General features: G+C 69.5%; 11 protein-coding genes and 1 pseudogene. 4 read left to right on the top strand and 8 right to left on the bottom strand.

The window, feature by feature from the left end; genetic code table 11:
- Window positions 1–58: 58 nt before the first annotated feature.
- A complete protein-coding gene (gene pepN, locus ABD858_RS11490; protein ID WP_345036244.1) occupies window positions 59–2,620 on the bottom strand; it encodes an aminopeptidase N in 2,562 nt (853 codons plus the stop codon).
- Between the two features lie 209 nt (window positions 2,621–2,829).
- Between pepN (ABD858_RS11490) and ABD858_RS11485 the strand changes: the two genes are divergently transcribed.
- Window positions 2,830–3,429 carry a Uma2 family endonuclease gene (locus ABD858_RS11485; RefSeq protein ID WP_345036242.1) on the top strand — a complete coding sequence of 200 codons (600 nt, stop codon included), beginning with the start codon at window positions 2,830–2,832 and terminating at the stop codon, window positions 3,427–3,429.
- 67 nt (window positions 3,430–3,496) lie between these two features.
- Here the strand turns inward: ABD858_RS11485 and ABD858_RS11480 are convergent, their stop codons facing one another.
- The 3 genes from ABD858_RS11480 to ABD858_RS11470 all read right to left on the bottom strand — a co-directional run bounded on the left by ABD858_RS11480 (window position 3,497) and on the right by ABD858_RS11470 (window position 9,034).
- On the bottom strand, window positions 3,497–4,525 hold the full coding sequence (locus ABD858_RS11480; RefSeq protein ID WP_345036240.1) for an aspartate-semialdehyde dehydrogenase: 1,029 nt from the start codon (window positions 4,523–4,525) through the stop codon (window positions 3,497–3,499).
- 463 nt (window positions 4,526–4,988) lie between these two features.
- Window positions 4,989–8,312, bottom strand: coding sequence for a S8 family serine peptidase (locus tag ABD858_RS11475; protein WP_345036238.1), 3,324 nt, complete (start codon window positions 8,310–8,312; stop codon window positions 4,989–4,991).
- A gap of 176 nt (window positions 8,313–8,488) precedes the next feature.
- Window positions 8,489–9,034 (bottom strand): CGNR zinc finger domain-containing protein, encoded by a 546-nt coding sequence (locus ABD858_RS11470; RefSeq protein ID WP_345036236.1) that lies wholly within the window; start codon window positions 9,032–9,034, stop codon window positions 8,489–8,491.
- A 183-nt stretch (window positions 9,035–9,217) separates the two neighbouring features.
- Between ABD858_RS11470 and ABD858_RS11465 the strand changes: the two genes are divergently transcribed.
- Both ABD858_RS11465 and ABD858_RS11460 read left to right on the top strand, forming a co-directional pair.
- On the top strand, window positions 9,218–9,676 hold the full coding sequence (locus ABD858_RS11465) for an NUDIX hydrolase (protein WP_345036234.1): 459 nt from the start codon (window positions 9,218–9,220) through the stop codon (window positions 9,674–9,676).
- Window positions 9,669–9,857, top strand: coding sequence for a hypothetical protein (locus tag ABD858_RS11460; protein WP_345036231.1), 189 nt, complete (start codon window positions 9,669–9,671; stop codon window positions 9,855–9,857). The genes ABD858_RS11465 and ABD858_RS11460 overlap by 8 nt, the downstream gene beginning before the upstream one ends.
- Before the next feature lie 64 nt (window positions 9,858–9,921).
- Here ABD858_RS11460 and ABD858_RS11455 read toward each other — a convergent pair whose 3' ends face one another.
- Both ABD858_RS11455 and pepN (ABD858_RS11450) read right to left on the bottom strand, forming a co-directional pair.
- Window positions 9,922–10,947 (bottom strand): hypothetical protein, encoded by a 1,026-nt coding sequence (locus ABD858_RS11455; protein WP_345036229.1) that lies wholly within the window; start codon window positions 10,945–10,947, stop codon window positions 9,922–9,924.
- A gap of 173 nt (window positions 10,948–11,120) precedes the next feature.
- On the bottom strand, window positions 11,121–13,679 hold the full coding sequence (pepN, locus tag ABD858_RS11450; RefSeq protein WP_345036227.1) for an aminopeptidase N: 2,559 nt from the start codon (window positions 13,677–13,679) through the stop codon (window positions 11,121–11,123).
- Between the two features lie 134 nt (window positions 13,680–13,813).
- Between pepN (ABD858_RS11450) and ABD858_RS11445 the strand changes: the two genes are divergently transcribed.
- Window positions 13,814–14,449 (top strand): mycothiol-dependent nitroreductase Rv2466c family protein, encoded by a 636-nt coding sequence (locus ABD858_RS11445; RefSeq protein WP_345036225.1) that lies wholly within the window; start codon window positions 13,814–13,816, stop codon window positions 14,447–14,449.
- Between the two features lie 221 nt (window positions 14,450–14,670).
- On the opposite strand, the pseudogene ABD858_RS11440 reads toward ABD858_RS11445, so the two are convergent.
- Window positions 14,671–14,874, bottom strand: a pseudogene (locus ABD858_RS11440) (Fe-Mn family superoxide dismutase); the annotation flags it as partial.
- Window positions 14,875–14,978: 104 nt separating this feature from the next.
- The gene (locus ABD858_RS11435; protein ID WP_345036223.1) at window positions 14,979–16,409 is read right to left on the bottom strand and encodes an amino acid permease; all 1,431 of its coding nucleotides are present in this window, start codon (window positions 16,407–16,409) and stop codon (window positions 14,979–14,981) included.
- Between the last annotated feature and the right edge of the window lie 109 nt (window positions 16,410–16,518).

Raw genomic sequence — 16,518 nt, 5'->3', positions numbered from 1 at the left:
TAAACGGAACGAGCCCGCCCGTTGTGACAACGGACGGGCTCGATCGTCGAGTTGCGGATCAGGCGGCGTCCGCGGCCTGTGCCTTCAGCGCGCGCTCGACACCGGAGCGGGACTCCAGGACCAGACGGCGCAGCGCGTGGGGCTCCTTCACCTCCGCCAGCCAGGCGTCCGTGGCGTCCAGCGTGGCCTGCGAGACCTTGAGCGACGGGTAGAGGCCGATCACGATCTGCTGGGCGATCTCGTGCGAACGGGACTCCCACACACCCTTGACCGCGGCGAAGTACTTCTCCGCGTACGGGGCGATCAGCTCACGCTGGTCGGTCTGCATGAAGCCGACGATGACGGCCTCCTGCACGGCGTTCGGCAGCTTGTCGGACTCGACGACCGATGCCCAGGCCTCGGCCTTGGCCTCGGCGGTCGGGCGGGAGGCACGGGCGGTCGCGGCGTGCCGTTCGCCTGCCGCGGTCCTGTCGCGCTCGAGCTCGGCCGCGATCTCCTCCTCACCGAAACGGCCGGTGGCGGCCAGCCGCTCCACGAACGCCCAGCGCAGCTCGGTGTCCACGACCAGGCCCTCGACCGTCTCGGCGCCGTCCAGCAGTGCCATCAGCAGGTCGAGCTGCTCGCCGGTACGGGCCGTCTCGACGAAGGCGCGCGCCCACGCCAGCTGGTGGTCGCTGCCCGGCTCGGCGACGCGCAGGTGCTCCAGCGTCGCCTCCGTCCAGCGGGCCAGACCGGTCTCGCGCCACGCCGGGTCGGCGTACAGGTCGAGGGCCGCCTTCACCTGGTGGTGCAGCGACTGCACCACGCCGATGTCGGACTCCTTGCCGACGCCGGACAGGACGAGCGACAGGTAGTCGCGGGTCGCCAGCTCGCCGTCGCGGGTCATGTCCCAGGCGGAGGCCCAGCACAGGGCGCGCGGCAGCGAGTCGGTGAAGTCGCCGAGGCGCGCGGTGACCGTCTTCAGCGACTCCTCGTCGAGGCGGACCTTGGCGTACGACAGGTCGTCGTCGTTGAGCAGGACCACGGCCGGGCGCTTCTTTCCGGCCAGCTGCGGCACCGCGGTCAGCTCGCCGTCGATGTCCAGCTCGATCCGGTCGGCGCGGACCAGCTTGCCGCCGTCCAGGTCGTACAGGCCGATGGCGATGCGGTGCGGGCGGAGAGTCGGCTCGCCCTTGGCGCCGGCGGGCAGGGCCGGGGCCTCCTGCCGCACGGCGAAGGAGGTGATCACACCCTGGCCGTCCGTCTCGATCTCCGGACGCAGGACGTTGATACCGGCGGTTTCCAGCCACAGCTTCGACCAGGTCTGGAGGTCGCGGCCGGAGGTCTTCTCCAGGGCGCCCAGCAGATCGGTGAGCCGGGTGTTGCCGAAGGCGTGGGCCTTGAAGTAGGCCTGCACACCGCGGAAGAACTCGTCCTGGCCGACGTACGCGACGAGCTGCTTCAGCACGGAGGCGCCCTTGGCGTAGGTGATTCCGTCGAAGTTGACCATGACGTCTTCGAGGTCGTTGATCTCGGCCATGATCGGGTGCGTGGACGGCAGCTGGTCCTGCCGGTACGCCCAGGTCTTCTCCGCGTTCGCGAAGGTGGTCCACGCGTTCGGCCACTTGGTGCCCGGCACGGACGCCTGGCAGGCGACCGAGGTGAAGGTGGCGAACGACTCGTTCAGCCACAGGTCGTTCCACCACTCCATGGTGACCAGGTCGCCGAACCACATGTGGGCCAGCTCGTGGAGGATCGTCTCCGCACGCCGCTCGTACGCCGCGTCCGTCACCTTGGAACGGAAGACGTACTGGTCACGGATGGTCACCGCGCCCGCGTTCTCCATCGCGCCCGCGTTGAACTCCGGCACGAACAGCTGGTCGTACTTGGCGAACGGGTAGTCGTAGTCGAACTTCTCCTGGAACCAGTCGAAGCCCTGCCGGGTGACCTCGAAGATCGCGTCGGCATCCAGGTGCTCGGCGAGCGACGGCCGGCAGTAGATGCCCAGCGGGACGGTCCTGCCGTCCTTCTCGTAGCTGCTGTGCACCGCGTGGTACGGGCCGACGATCAACGCGGTGATGTATGTCGAGATGCGCGGCGTCGGCTCGAAACGCCAGACGTCGTCCACCGGCTCCGGGGTCGGGGAGTTGGAGATCACCGACCAGCCCTCGGGCGCCTTCACGGTGAACCGGAAGGTTGCCTTCAGGTCCGGCTGCTCGAAGGAGGCGAAGACACGGCGCGCGTCCGGAACCTCGAACTGCGTGTAGAGGTACGCCTGCTGGTCCACCGGGTCCACGAACCGGTGCAGACCCTCACCGGTGTTGGTGTACGCGCAGTCGGCGACGACCTTCAGCTCGTTCGGGCCCGCGAGCAGCCCCGGCAGAGTGATCCGGGAGTCCTGGAAGAGGGCGGCGGCGTCCAGCGCCTCGCCGTTCAGTACGACCTCGTGCACGGTCGGCGCGACCAGGTCGATGAAGGTCTCGGCCCCGGCCTCGGTGGACTCGAAACGCACGATGGTCACGGACCGGTAGGTGCCGCCCTCCTGGGCGCCGCTCAGGTCGAGCTCGATCTCGTACGAGTCCACGGAGAGCAGGTGCGCCCGGTGCTGCGCCTCTTCGCGGGTCAGATTCGTGCCAGGCACGCAGTCATCTCCTTCGATGGTGACGTCTGTAGACGTTTCGTACATCCTTCCATGGCGGTCGACGGCAGTGAACGGCGATTTACCCCGCTGGTCACATGGGGTCGAAGACCACGGCCGGGCGTGGTTCACCCGATCGTGGGGAGATCCCGCTACCGTGGACCGGGAGGACGGCCGCCCTCCCTACGCTGACCGCGGATGGAGGCGCCGCGATGACCCTGATGCATCACGAGACTGCCGAGGACACCGTGCGGGGCGAGACCGGTCACGAACTGCTGCGCTTTCTGGAGTCGCTCCCTGAGCTCGATCCGCTCAAGATCGAGCTCATCGACGGAAAGATCGTCATGCAGGCATCCGCAGCACCGTTCCACAACCGGATCGTGACCAAACTGACCACTCAGTTCGACGCGCGGGGCTGGGAGGTCCTCGCCGAGCAGGCCCTGATCTCCGACATCTCCAGCTTCGAGCCGAAGCCCGATCTGACCGTCACCACGTTCGAGAAGATCGCTGACAACCGCAACCCGGTCCCCGCTGACCGGGTCGACCTGGTCATCGAGGTCGTGTCCACGGACAAGGACAGCGACTACATCAAGAAGCGCATGTGGTACGCGATGAGCGAGATCCCGCTGTACCTGCTGATCGATCCGAACGACGGCACCATCGAGCTGTACTCCGACCCGGATCCGCGGAAGCTCCACTACCGGACGACCGACCCGTTCCGGTTCGGAGACACCGTGGAGCTGCCCGAGCCGTTCTCGTTCGCCGTCGACACGTCGCAGTTCAAGCTGTACCCGCCGAAGGCGCCCTGGTAAGCCGACGTGACGTGACGAAGGGGGCGGGCACCGTCGCGGTGCCCGCCCCCTTCGTCATGTACCGGCGTCAGCCCTTGAGCTCCTCCGCGACGAGTTCCGCTATCTGGACCGCGTTCAGCGCGGCGCCCTTGCGGAGGTTGTCGTTGGAGAGGAAGAGCGCGAGGCCGTGCTCGACGGTCTCGTCCACCCGGATACGGCCCACGTAGGAGGCGTCCTTGCCGGCGGCCTCGAGCGGGGTCGGGATCTCGGAGAGCGCGACGCCCGGGGCGTCCTTGAGCAGCTCGTAGGCCCGCTCCACGCTGATCGGGCGGGCGAACCGGGCGTTGACCTGGAGCGAGTGGCCGGAGAAGACCGGGACCCGGACACAGGTGCCGGAGACCTTGAGCTCCGGGATCTCCAGGATCTTGCGGGACTCGTTGCGGAGCTTCTGCTCCTCGTCGGTCTCGTGCGAGCCGTCGTCGACCAGGTTGCCGGCCAGCGGGAGCACATTGAAGGCGATGTTGCGCCGGTAGACGCCGGCCTCGGGGAAGGCGACGGCCTCACCGTCGTGGGTCAGCTCCGTGGCGCGCGGCGCGACGGCCTTGATCTGCTCGTCGAGCTCGGCGACGCCCGCGAGACCGGAGCCGGAGACGGCCTGGTAGGTGGTCGCGACGATCGCGGTGAGACCGGCCTCCTCGTGGAGGGGCTTCAGCACCGGCATCGCGGCCATCGTGGTGCAGTTCGGGTTGGCGATGATGCCCTTGGGGCGGTCCTTGATCGCGTGCGGGTTCACCTCGGACACGACCAGCGGGACCTCGGGGTCACGGCGCCAGGCGGAGGAGTTGTCGATCACGACGGCGCCCTGGGAGGCGACCTTCTCGGCCAGCGCCTTGGAGGTGGCGCCACCCGCGGAGAAGAGCACGATGTCCAGGCCGGAGTAGTCGGCGGTGGCCGCGTCCTCGACGGTGATCTCTTTGCCCTGCCAGTCGAGGGTGGAACCGGCCGACCGGGCCGAGGCGAACAGGCGCAGCTCGTCGACCGGGAACTTCCGCTCGGCGAGGATCTTGCGCATGACTGTGCCGACCTGTCCGGTGGCTCCGACGATTCCGACCCTCACGGTGACTCCTTGACGTACGTATGCGCGGGAAAGCCGTTCCATCATGCGCGCGACCCCGCTCCGCTTGCCAATCCATTGTCCGGGGAGCGGGACGCCGAACGTTTCGCAGTGGTTCCGCGTCACAGGACGGAATGACGCGGGAGGAGGCGCGGTGTCGCCATGGAAGAAGGCCCGGAGCACAGGGGAGGATCCTCTGGACGCGGCCCTGGTGGACCGGGTGCGCGCGATTCCGGCACTGGGCGGAATGCCGCACACCGAGCTCCAGGACGGGGACCGGCAGGTCCGGTTGAAGCTGCTGGAGCAACGGCAGGGAGGCGCGGGGCCCCGCGCGACACCGCCGCCTGGTGCGCGGTCGTCGCCTCGGACATCGCGGCGGACCGGCACTGTGCGCGTCCGGTTTCCGGGCCGGAAAAAAGGGGGCGGGTGCTCGTGTCCGAGCACCCGCCCCCGCGCCGTCACGCCGTTACGGTGTGACCTTCTCGATGGAGACGCTGCCGGAGCCGGCGACCGTGCCGCGGGCGTTCACCAGCTGGACCTCACCGAAGAACTGCCGGCCCTCGGGGGCCGCGCCGGCCACCAGGACCTCGGCGCCGACCTGCGCCGAGGCGCCGTTGGCGAGCTTCAGGGGCTGCGACTCGTCGACCTTGACCGTGCCGAGCGTCGACGAGTAATAGACGTCGCGGTAGTCGTACTCGGCGCCACCGTTCCGGACCGCCCAGCCGGAGACGACGATCGTGTACTCACCGGCGGCAGGCTTGGCGAGGCTGACCGCTTCCTCGGAGTCGCCGTCGGCGGACTGGCCGATCGGGCGTCGACCGTTCTTGTAGTCGTCCCCGTAGTAGACCGCCAGGTCCAGATCGGCGGCCGGGTCCGTGACGTTGCCGATGGCCACGTCGAGGCGCTCGGCGCCCTCGGGAACGGTGACGGTGGTCACCTGGTCTTCCTTCTGCTGGATGCTGGGCCGGGTCACCTTCGCCGAGCCCAGCGAGCCGCCCTTCAGCTTGCCGTCGATCGCGGCGAAGCCGTTGGAGACCGTCCACTGGACCGGGGCCGGGGTGCCGATCTTCGCCTCGGGCAGGGTCTTCACGGCCGGGTCGAAGGCCGCGCCGAGCACGTTGACGTCCAGCTTGAAGGGGTTGTCCAGCAGCGGGGACGTACGGCGCGACTCGACCTCGATCTCCCAGACGCCCGGCAGCGGGTTGTCGTACGACCGCACGTCGGGACGGCAGGTGTCGGCCGGGTTGGTGTAGTTCGGGTAGCAGTAGATCGTCGCGTTGTCGTCGACGGGCAGGCCGTACGGGTTCTGCGGGATGAACCGGGTCTGGCTGCCCGCGGCGAGCCCGCTGACGGCGACCTCGAGGCGCTTGGCGCCCTCGGGTACGGTCACGAAGTACGACTTGTGGCTGTTGCGCTGCACCGAGCCGGACGCCGAGAAGGCGTACGACGGGCCGGCCAGCTCCTGGGAGGCGACCACGGTGGACAGGATCTGCTTGTCCACGCCCTCGGTGTTCTCGTCGTCCAGCTCCAGGATGGCGCTGTGCACCCCCGCGGTGGCGGCCTTGGCCGCGACCTTGACGGTGACCGGCTTGTTCAGCGGCAGCACGACCTCGTCGTCGCCGACGAGGGAGAAGGTGCCGTCGTTGTTCTTCCAGTGCAGCTCGTGCTCGACCGGGCGGGCCGGGCCGGTGGTACGCGTGACGGTGACGTCGTACGTCTTCTTCTGGCCGGTCTTCAGGCCGCCCTCACGGTCGTACACGCCGGTGCCGAAGCCCGGGGTCCGCAGGTACTGGTCGAGCGCGGTGTCGACCGGGGCCTTCACCGCGTACTCGTGGGCGGTGGCGCCGTCCTTGATGGCGTCCCAGGCGTCCACGATGTCGATCAGACCGGCGCCCTGCTCGTGCGCCGCGACACCGGGGATGCGGTTGGCGGTGCTGGTCAGCGCGGTGCGCAGCTTCAGCGGGGTGAGGTCGATCTTCTTCTGCTTCGCGGCGGAGAGCAGCAGCGCGCTGGCGCCCGTGGCCTGCGGCGAGGACATCGAGGTGCCCTGCAGCATGGCGTAACCGGCGGGGAGCTGGTAGCCGGCCTCCTTCACCGGGGCGCCGGGCAGCCAGGTCTGGATGGTGTTGATGGCCGAGCCGGGGGCGGTGATGGTCGGGGTGAAGCCGCCGTCCTCACGCGGACCGCGCGAGGAGAAGGGGAACATGGCGTAGTTCTTCTGGACCGCCGAGCCGTAGTTGGCCGCCCAGGTCTCCTTAGAGATGGCGGCACCGACGGAGATCACCTTGTCGGCCAGACCGGGGTCGCCGATGGTGTTGATGCCGGGGCCCTCGTTGCCGGCCGAGATGACCAGCTGGACGCCGTGCTGGTCGATGAGGTTGCGGTAGATCTCGGCGCGGGCGTTCTCGCCGCTGTTGAGCGCCGGGAGGCCGCCGATGGACATGTTGACGATGTCCACGCCGCGCTTCTCGACCAGGTCGATCATGCCGGTGGTCAGCGCGATGTTGGTGCAGCCGCCGGACCAGGTGCAGGCCCGGGAGGAGACGATCTTCGCGCCGGGGGCGGCGCCGTTCATCTTGCCGCCGAAGAGGCCGTTGGCGGCGGTGATGCCGGCGACGTGCGTGCCGTGCTCGGACTCGATGATGCCGATGTTGACGTAGTCGGCGGTGGCACCGGCCGAGTTGTACGTGACGTTCTTGCGGATCTCCACGACGAACGGAATGCGCTCGACGACCTCGGTGGCCGGGTTGTCGGTGCCGAAGTAACCGATCTGGAAGCCGTCCTTGTACGGCTTCATCGGCTCGTCGTTGGTGAAGTCGGCGTCGTTGTTCAGGTCGACGCGGACGGTTCCGGCGGCGGCGTCGTACAGCACACCCCACTTGTCGGTGGTGTCGCCGTCCCGGTTGAGGTCGCCCGCCATGTCACCGTTCCGGGTGATGGCCTCGGCGAAGGTGCTCACCCGGTACGAGCCCGCGGGCGCGGTCCAGGTGCGGCCGTCGAAGGTGAACACGGATCCGGAGACGGAGTTGTTCATCTGGAGCCAGGTGCCGTCACCGTCCCGCACCGGGTCGGTGGCGGTCACCCAGTCGACGATCTTGCGCTCGCCGGTGGTGGTCTTCTGCAGTGCCGGGTGGCCGAGGTCCACACCGGAGTCCATGATGCCGATGGTCACGCCGCGGCCGTCGTACTTCGGGTGGTCCTGGACGAACTCCACCGCGCCCGTCTCGAAGGACGGGTTGTACGGGTTCTTCGCGGGGGTGTTCTTGCCCGGCGCCGGGTATGAACCGGCGACCGGGCCCTCCGCGGCGGCCTTGACGCGGTCCGCGGCGGGGGTGGGGTCGTCCAGCTTGACCTCGTGCTCGAGGTCGATGCCGTGGACGGAGGAGAGCTTGATGGCCGCCTCGATCGCGGCGCCCGCCTTCGCGGTCGGCAGGGTGGCCACGACATAACCGACCTTGTCGTCGGTCGTGCTGACCACGCCGCCCTTGACGGCGTCGAGCTGTGCCGCGACCTGCTCGGTGGCACCGGCCGCGGTGGCGACCATCAGCGTGACGGTCTTCTCGCCCTTGGCCTCGGCCTCGGCGAGCAGTTCGGCGTCGGCCGAACCGAGCTTGTCGTCGGCGGACTTGGCCGGTGCGGACGCCGGGTCGTCGGCGGAAGCGGCAACCGCGGCGAACGCCGGGACGGGTCCGCCGGCGGCCAGTGCGGCCACCAGACCCGCTGCGGCCGCTATTCGGGCCACGCGTCGTGTCCCGGACACGGCACGGGGGGTTTCGTGGGTCATCAGCATCCCTGTGATCATGGAGACGTTCCGATATTCGGTACCGGATGACCGATCACCCTTACGTAAGTGGCCGTAATTTGGCGAGAGTTGGCCAAATTGAAATGTGACGTCGATCACAGTGATGCATGGTGCCCCGGTGTATTACGGGGCCCAGTGGGGCAGAAGGGAAATGCTGAACGCCCTCAGTTCTCACGCGTCCTGGCGTAGTGGCGCGATGCCTTCGCGCGGTTGCCGCAGATCGCCATCGAGCACCAGCGGCGTGTGCCGTTCCGTGAGGTGTCGAAGAAGCGCAGGGTGCACGCCTCGTGTGCGCAGGCGCGGATCCGGTCCGGGGCGGTGCGCAGCAGGTCGAGGTAGTCGTAGGCCGCAGTCCAGCCGGGACCCCAGGATTCGTCGGTGAACTCCGTGGTCTCGTCAGGCCCTTCGGCGGTCAGGGTGGCGCGGATCCGGCCGTGACCGAGGATGCGGTCCAGCTGTGCGGCCGCTTTGGGGTCCCCGGGGTTGTCGACGACGCCGGCCAGCGCCTCGCGGGTGCGCAGGGTCCGCTCCAGTGTCCGCTCGTCCGCCGCGAACCGGTCGTCGAGGTCGTTGCTCCTGAGCCAGACGCCCAGGCCCTCGGTGCCGGTGAGCAGGTCCTGATGGACGCCTTCCCGGATCCACCGGGTGTTGAGCAGGTCCAGGGAGACCGGCTCACCCGTGAGCGGGCGAGGGCCGGTGGGGGTGGGCATCCTCGACTCCTTTCGGATCTAACCCCTTAATGCTACGTGACTGGTTGCGCCGGTATCGATACGGTGGCCCAGTCGAGGAAGAGCAGCCCGGCGCCCGCGAACCCGCCAGTTCCGGAAGGCGCCTGACAAGCTCACCGGGCGGGTGTATCCCTTCTGTTGGCGGCAGGGCCTAATCTCACGGGCATGAACCCGCAGCTGAGAGTGGCGGCGTACGCCATATGCGTTCAGGACGGGCGGATCCTGCTCGCCCGCTGGGTCTCCCGCGACGGGGCCGTCAGGCAGTGGACACTGCCCGGCGGCGGCATGGACCACGGCGAGGACCCGCTCGACACGGTGGTCCGCGAGGTCGAGGAGGAGACCGGATACGCGATGGAACCGGTCAGCCTCCTCGGCCTCGACTCCGTCCGCCGCGCGTACCCGCGCAGATTCGGCACGCCCGCCGACCTGCAGAGCCTGCGCATCGTCTACGAGGGCCGCATCACCGGCGGCGAACTTCGCCATGAGACCAACGGATCCACCGACCAGGCCGCCTGGCATCCCTTGGATGCCGTCGCCTCCCTGGACCGTACCGGTCTCGTCGACACCGGCCTCGAACTGTGGCGCTCCCGACCCGCCGTCGGACACGTGGCCCGCAATGGCTGATTCAAGGTCAACCACCCTGCCCTGCGGCAAGGAGATCCGGGGCCACGGCGGAGGCATCCACGGCTCCGCGTCCGAGGCGTTCACCACGCGCGATGCGCGGCACTCCCTCGCGATGAACGCCAGCAGCGACTGGTCGAACATCAACGGCGGCGTGATCGAAGCCGAGTTCTGCGGCAAGTGATCAGACGGAAGGCCGGTGCGCGGGGCCCCCTCCACTCCGCGCACCGGCCGTTCCGGTCCCTCTCTCACCGCGGCAGCACCACCACATACGCGGCCGGGTCGCGGTCCTTCGATGCCGCCAGCGCGGTACGGACCACGGCCGCTTGCTGCTCCAGGCCCTCCCTGAGCTTCTTCGGCGTGATGTGCAGGACCGTGATGCCGAGCCGCTCCAGATGCTCGCGCTTGGTGGCGTACTCGGACCACATCGCGTCCTCGTCCTGACGCGGGGCGCGGGTGTCCAGCTCGACCGCGACGGCCTGGTCCGGCCAGTAGGCGTCCACCCCGCCGAGGTACGGGCCGCCGGGCAGCCGCAGATCGACGTTCCACAGCGGGTCCGGCAGCCCGTAGGTGCGCACCATCGTGTGCAGCCGGCCCTCGGCGATCGCCCGGCCCTCGGCCAGCAGCGCGTCCACCGCGTTCACCACGTGCGGCCTGGACAGCAGCCGTGCCTCGTTCAACGCTGCGACGACCGAGGCGGGTTCGCAGTGCCCGCCGCGCACCGCCTCGGTCAGCAGCCGGCGTACCACGGTCGCGTCCGACAGCCCGGCCACGGCATCCGCGAGCGCCCGCGGAACGGGTGCGACGGGCACGTCGGCGATCTGCTGCGCCGGGGGCAGCGCCTGCGCGCGGATCAGGCGCGCACACCTGGTGGACCGCAGCCGGCGGCTGCTCTCGATCAGTACGTCGATGCGGTCGATGGAGAGCAGCGGGGGAGCGGAGGCGAACCGGTGCAGGGCGAGCGCCGCCAGCCCGGTGATCATCGCGCCGTCGTACGCCCCGGTCTGGGCGGGGATCCTTCTGCTCGCCGCTGCGGGCGGCCGCCGGGCATACAGCAGTACGCCGTGCAGCCGCTCCTCACTGGTGGGGGGACCCGAATGGAGCACGAAGACACCCGGCAGCAACTGCTGCCAGGGGCCTCCGGGCCGGCACTGGGCGGTGGCCTGTGCGGTCGAAACGCCGTGGTCACGCAGCTGACCGGCGGACAGCACGCGCCGCTGCGCACAGGTGAGGTGGCTGAGGGGGCGGGGGGAGAGCGGGGTGTTGTGGTTCATGTCACCCCGATTCCCGCCTGCCCGCCCTGAGTTAACCGCTGTTACAAGCCCGTCGACAAAACGGGACAAGCTCGCCCTAAAGTACGGACGTTCGACGGCCGATCAGGGTCTGCGCCGGGGCCCCGCCGGCAGGGTGGATCCACGCCCCCCGGCCGGCCCCGCCACGGGTACGTTCAGCCCGCGCTCGCCCCCGTGTCGCACGCCTGCGCACGCAGCGCGCGGGCCAGGTCGTCGCGGGCCTCCAGCACGAGCCGGCGCAGAGCGGGCGCCGCGTCGGCGTGCGCGTCGAGCCATGCGTCCGCCGCGTCCAGCGTGGACGGGTCGTCCTGGAGCCCCGGGAAGAGGCCCCGGACGACATCCATGCCGATCTGGATGGACCGCTCGCCCCACACCCGCTCGATCGCCTCGAAGTACTTCGGCGTGTACGGAGCGATCAGCTCACGCTGCGAGGGCTGGACGAAACCGGCGATGGTCGCCTCGACGAGGGCGTTGGAGAGCGCGTCGGACTCCACGACGGCGGCCCACGCCTCGGCCTTGACGGCCGCGGAGGGACGCGCGGCCAGGCAGCGGACCTGGTGCCGCTTGCCGGACGCGGTGTCGTCGCGGGCCAGCTCCGCCGCGATGACGTCCTCGTCCGCCGCGCCGTGTGCGGCGAGCGGCTCCAGGAAGTCCCAGCGCAGCTCCTGGTCCATGTCCAGGCCGTCGATCCGGGCCGTACCGTCCAGCAGGCCGGAGAGCAGCCGGAGGTCGGCCTTCGCGGACGCGCTCGCGGCGAAGAAGCGGGCCCAGGCCAGCTGGTGCTGGCTGCCCGGCTCGGCGGCGCGCAGCTCCCGCAGCGCACCCTCGGCGAGCGCCTGCCCGCCCTCCTCGCGCCAGGCGGGAGCGACGTAGTGGACGAGGGCGGACTGCGCCCAGGCGTGCAGCATCTGCAGGACGCCGATGTCGCTCTCGCGGCCGGCGAACCGCAGCACCAGTCCGATGAAGTCCCGGGCCGGCATCAGCGCGTCGCGGGTCAGGTTCCACAGCGCGGACCAGCACAGGGCGCGTGCCAGCGGGTCGGTGATCCCGCCGAGCCGCTCGCGCAGGGTGGCCAGCGAGTCGTCGTCGAAGCGGATCTTGCAGTACGTGAGATCGTCGTCGTTGACGAGGACGAGCTCGGGCCTGTCCTCGCCCGCCAGTTCGGCCACGACCGTCCGCGGACCGTCCACGTCGGCCTCGGCACGCGCGTACCGCGTCAGCGCTCCGTCGCCGTCCTGGCGGTAGAGGCCGACGGCCACCCGGTGCGGGCGGAGTTCGTCACCGTCCTGGACGACCGCCAGCTCCGTGATCCGGCCGTCTCCGTCGTAGGTGACGACCGGCGTCAGCGAGTTGACGCCCGCGGTCTGCAGCCAGGCCCGCGACCAGGTGTGCAGATCCCGGCCGGAGACCTCCTCCAGCACCCTCAGTAGATCCCCGAGCTGGGTGTTGCCGTAGGCGTGCCGCTTGAAGTAGCGCCGGGCGCCCTCCAGGAAGGCGTCCCGCCCCACGTACGCCACGAGCTGCTTCAGCACCGACGCGCCCTTGGCGTAGGTGATGCCGTCGAAGTTGAGCTTGGCGTCCTCCAGGTCATGGATGTCGGCCGTGACGGGGTGCGTGGAGGGCAGTTGGTCGGCGCGGTACGCCCACGCCTTGCGCTTGTTGGCGAAGGTGATCCAGCCGTTGGTGAAGCGGGTGGCCTCGACCTGCGAGAAGGAGCCCATGAAGTCCGCGAAGGACTCCTTCAGCCACAGGTCGTCCCACCACTCCATGGTGACGAGGTCGCCGAACCACATGTGCGCCATCTCGTGCAGGATGACGTTCGCGCGGGCCTCGTACGACGCCTGGGTCACCTTGCCGCGGAAGACGTACTCCTCGCGGAAGGTGACCATGCCGGGGTTCTCCATCGCGCCGAGGTTGTACTCGGGCACGAAGGCCTGGTCGTACTTCCCGAAGGGGTACGGGAAGTCGAAGTTGTCGTGGAAGAAGTCGAAGCCCTGCTTCGTGATCAGGAAGATGTCGTCCGCGTCGAAGTGCTTGGCCAGTCCCTTGCGGCACATCGCGCCGAGCGGGATCTCCAGGTCCCCGCGCCGGTAGGTGTCGGTGACGTAGTGGTACGGGCCCGCGACGACACAGGTGATGTACGTGGAGACGGGCTCGGTCTCGGCGAACCGCCACACCCCTCCGTCCCGGGACTCCTCCGCGCCGTTGTTCCACACGGTCCAGCCCTCGGGCGCGGTCACCTCGAAGCGGTAACGGCCCTTGAGGTCCGGCTGCTCGAAGTTGGCGTAGACACGACGGGCGTCGGCCGGCTCGTACTGCGTGTAGAGATAGATCTCGCCGTCCTCGGGATCGGCGAACCGGTGCAGACCCTCGCCGGTCCTGCTGTACGCACACTGCGCGTCCACGACCAGGACGTTCTCGGCGGCCAGGTCGTCGAGGGCGATGCGGGTGCCGTCGAAGACGGCGGCCGGGTCCAGCTCCCTGCCGTTCAGGGTCACGGCCGTGACGGACGGTGCCACGAGATCGGCGAAGGTGGAGGCGCCGGGCCGCGCGCAGCGGAAGCGGATCGTGGTCAGAGAACGGAAGGTGTGTGGCTTCCCCTCGGGGACGTCGCCGACCGCCGAGCGCACGTCGAGGGACACCTCGTACCCGTCGACGGACAGCAGCGCGGCCCGCTCGCGGGCCTCGTCGCGGGACAGATTCTCACCGGGCACCGGCACTCCTTCGTGACTCGATCGGACAGCACCGATCCTGCCATGTGCCACTGTCGGGCGGCACCGGGGAATGCGTCCGCCGAACTGCACGTTGTGACCATGGCCGAGCGCTGTGAGACCCGACGAGGAGAGACATGTCCGAACACGGCAGGACCACCGCCGACTTCTGGTTCGACCCCCTGTGCCCCTGGGCCTGGATGACCTCCCGCTGGATGCTCGAGGTGGAGAAGGTCAGGCCCGTCGAGGTGCGGTGGCATGTGATGAGTCTCGCCGTCCTGAACGAGAACAAGCTGGACGAGCTCCCCGAGCAGTACCGCGAACTGCTCGAGAAGGCCTGGGGGCCGGTCCGCGCCGTCATCGCGGCCCAGCAGAAGTTCGGCGACGAGGTCGTCGGCCCGCTCTACACCGCGCTCGGCACCCGTATCCACAACCAGGGCCAGGAGCCGGACCAGGAGACCATCGTCGCCGCGCTGGAGGAGGTCGGCCTGCCCGCCGACCTGGCGGACTTCGCCCACTCCGACCAGTACGACGCCGAGCTGCGCACCTCGCACCGCGAGGGCATCGAGCTGGTCGGCGAGGACGTCGGCACCCCGGTGATCGCGGTTCCGGGCGCGGACGGCGGCCGGGTGGCCTTCTTCGGTCCCGTCGTCACCCCGGCCCCGAAGGGCGAAGAGGCGGCCAAGCTCTGGGACGGCACCCTGATGGTGGCGTCGGTCCCGGGCTTCTTCGAGATCAAGAGGACCAGGACCGCCGCCCCTGATTTCAGCTGAATCTCCGCGCATGCGGAGCCGACGAGAACAACAGCACCCGTACTCAGGGGCCGATCGGATCATCCCCCATGATGCGGGGCCGATGTCCCTCTGACGCCGAAGTGCCCCCGCGAGTCACTCCCCCAGCTACCACTGGGAAGTGCCCCCACTCGCGGGGGCACTTCTTCTTTCCGCCTGCCCGGTGAAGGCTGAGAAGACGATCACGAGCAGGCCGCCTCACCCTACGGAGCGAGCAGCAGGCTGTCGCCCCGCTCCTTGGCCGCGGTGGAACGCTTCGCCACGTCCCGCCAGTTGACGACGCGCCACATGGCCTCGATGAAGTCCGCCTTCTGGTTCTTGTACTGGAGGTAGAAGGCGTGCTCCCAGGCGTCGAAGACCAGGATCGGGGTCGATCCCTGGCCGGCATTGCCCTGGTGGTCGTAGACCTCAGCAAGAAGATTGCCTCCATCCTGGACAGGGCGGACCGGGACACGACGGACCCCCGGCCCTCGAGGGGGCCGGGGGTCCGGTGGGCAGCGGGCGTGCCCTGTCAGGCGGTGGCGCGGGCCGCGAGGCGCTGGCGGGTGTAGCCCACCACGGCCAGGAACAGGGCCAGGCCGCCGCTGGAGAGCAGTTGGATACGGGTGTCGGGCTGGCGGGCCATCAGGAAGAAGATGCCGGCCATCCCGGCCAGCGCGACCCAGGTGAGCGCGGGGAACGCCCACATCCGCACCGTCAGCTTCTCCGGAGCCTCCCGTTCGAGCTTGCGGCGCAGCACCAGCTGGGAGGCGGCGATGAAGATCCAGACGATCAGGATCACCGCACCGATCATGTTGAGCAGCCAGGGGAAGACGGTGTCCGGCGACCAGTAGCTGAGCAGCACGCAGAAGAAGCCGAAGAAGGAGGAGGCGAGCACGGCCGGCCGCGGCACCCCGCCGGAGACCTTGCCGAGCAGCTTCGGGCCGAGGCCGCGCCGCACCAGCGAGTACGCGATGCGCGAGGAGCCGTAGATGTTGGCGTTCATCGCCGAGAGCAGGGCGACCAGCACGACCACGTTCATGATCTGGCCGGCGGCCGGGATGCCCAGGTGGTCGAGGGCGGCGACGTACGGGCCCTTCTCGACGACTGCCGGGTCGTTCCACGGGACGAGGGTGACGATGACCGCCATCGAGCCGATGTAGAAGAGCGAGATGCGCCACATCGCGGTGCGCACGGCCTTGGCGACGCCCTCGACGGGGTTCTCCGACTCGGCCGCGGCGATGGTCACGGTCTCCAGGCCGCCGTACGCGAAGACGGAGGCGAGCAGTCCGATGACCAGGCCCTCGCTGCCGTTGGGCAGGAAGCCGCCGTCGCCGAGGAGGTTGGTGGTGCCGGGGGAGTCGGTGCCGGGCAGGACGCCGAGGATGGCGAGCGTGCCGAGGCCCAGGAAGAGCGTGATCGCACCCACCTTGAGCGCCGCGAACCAGAACTCGAACTCGCCGAAGTTCTTCACGGCCGCCAGGTTCGTACCGCAGAAGACCAGCATGAAGAGGGCCACCCAGACCCACTCCGGAGTGCCGGGCAGCCAGCCCGTGACGATCTTCGCCGCGCCGATCCCCTCCAGGCCGACGGCGACGCTGAGCAGTACCCAGAACGACCAGCCGGAAGCGAAGCCGGCCCATGAGCCGAACGCGCGCTCGGCGTGGGAGGAGAAGGAGCCGGAGGACGGATACGCGGCGGACATCTCGCCCAGCATGCGCATCACCAGCATGACGAGCACGCCGGAGACCGCGTAGGCGAGGACGATGGACGGGCCGGCGGCGGCGATGCCCGCGCCGGAGCCGACGAAGAGGCCGGCGCCGATCACGCCGCCCAGGGCGATCATCGACAGATGGCGCTGCTTGAGGCCGTGCGAGAGCGAGGTACCGGTGCCGTGGCCGGTCGCGGCGGCCTCGGATGCGGCGTCGAGCTGTGGCTCGACGGACGCGGAAGTCCGGGTCATGGGCGTCCCTGTTCAGTACGTGAGACGGGGGAGAGGGGTTGCCCAAGTGTGGGCGGGCGCACCGCTGAGGAAAACCCCTTGCCCGCTATCCGGACGTTCTCTTCACGTA

The organism is Streptomyces sannanensis, from assembly GCF_039536205.1.
Taxonomy (GTDB): Bacteria; Actinomycetota; Actinomycetes; order Streptomycetales; family Streptomycetaceae; genus Streptomyces; species Streptomyces sannanensis.
The sequence above is the reverse complement of the archived record's forward strand: the minus strand, read 5'-3'. Positions and strand labels throughout refer to the sequence as shown.

Bases quoted from the DNA above. Each gene is read 5' to 3' on its own strand.
- ABD858_RS11435 (WP_345036223.1), bottom strand. From the start codon at position 16,409: ATGACCCGGACTTCCGCGTCCGTCGAGCCACAGCTCGACGCCGCATCC.
- ABD858_RS11475 (WP_345036238.1), bottom strand. From the start codon at position 8,312: ATGCTGATGACCCACGAAACCCCCCGTGCCGTGTCCGGGACACGACGC.
- ABD858_RS11485 (WP_345036242.1), top strand. From the start codon at position 2,830: ATGACCCTGATGCATCACGAGACTGCCGAGGACACCGTGCGGGGCGAG.
- ABD858_RS11460 (WP_345036231.1), top strand. From the start codon at position 9,669: ATGGCTGATTCAAGGTCAACCACCCTGCCCTGCGGCAAGGAGATCCGG.
- ABD858_RS11465 (WP_345036234.1), top strand. From the start codon at position 9,218: ATGAACCCGCAGCTGAGAGTGGCGGCGTACGCCATATGCGTTCAGGAC.
- ABD858_RS11470 (WP_345036236.1), bottom strand. From the start codon at position 9,034: ATGCCCACCCCCACCGGCCCTCGCCCGCTCACGGGTGAGCCGGTCTCC.
- ABD858_RS11455 (WP_345036229.1), bottom strand. From the start codon at position 10,947: ATGAACCACAACACCCCGCTCTCCCCCCGCCCCCTCAGCCACCTCACC.
- ABD858_RS11445 (WP_345036225.1), top strand. From the start codon at position 13,814: ATGTCCGAACACGGCAGGACCACCGCCGACTTCTGGTTCGACCCCCTG.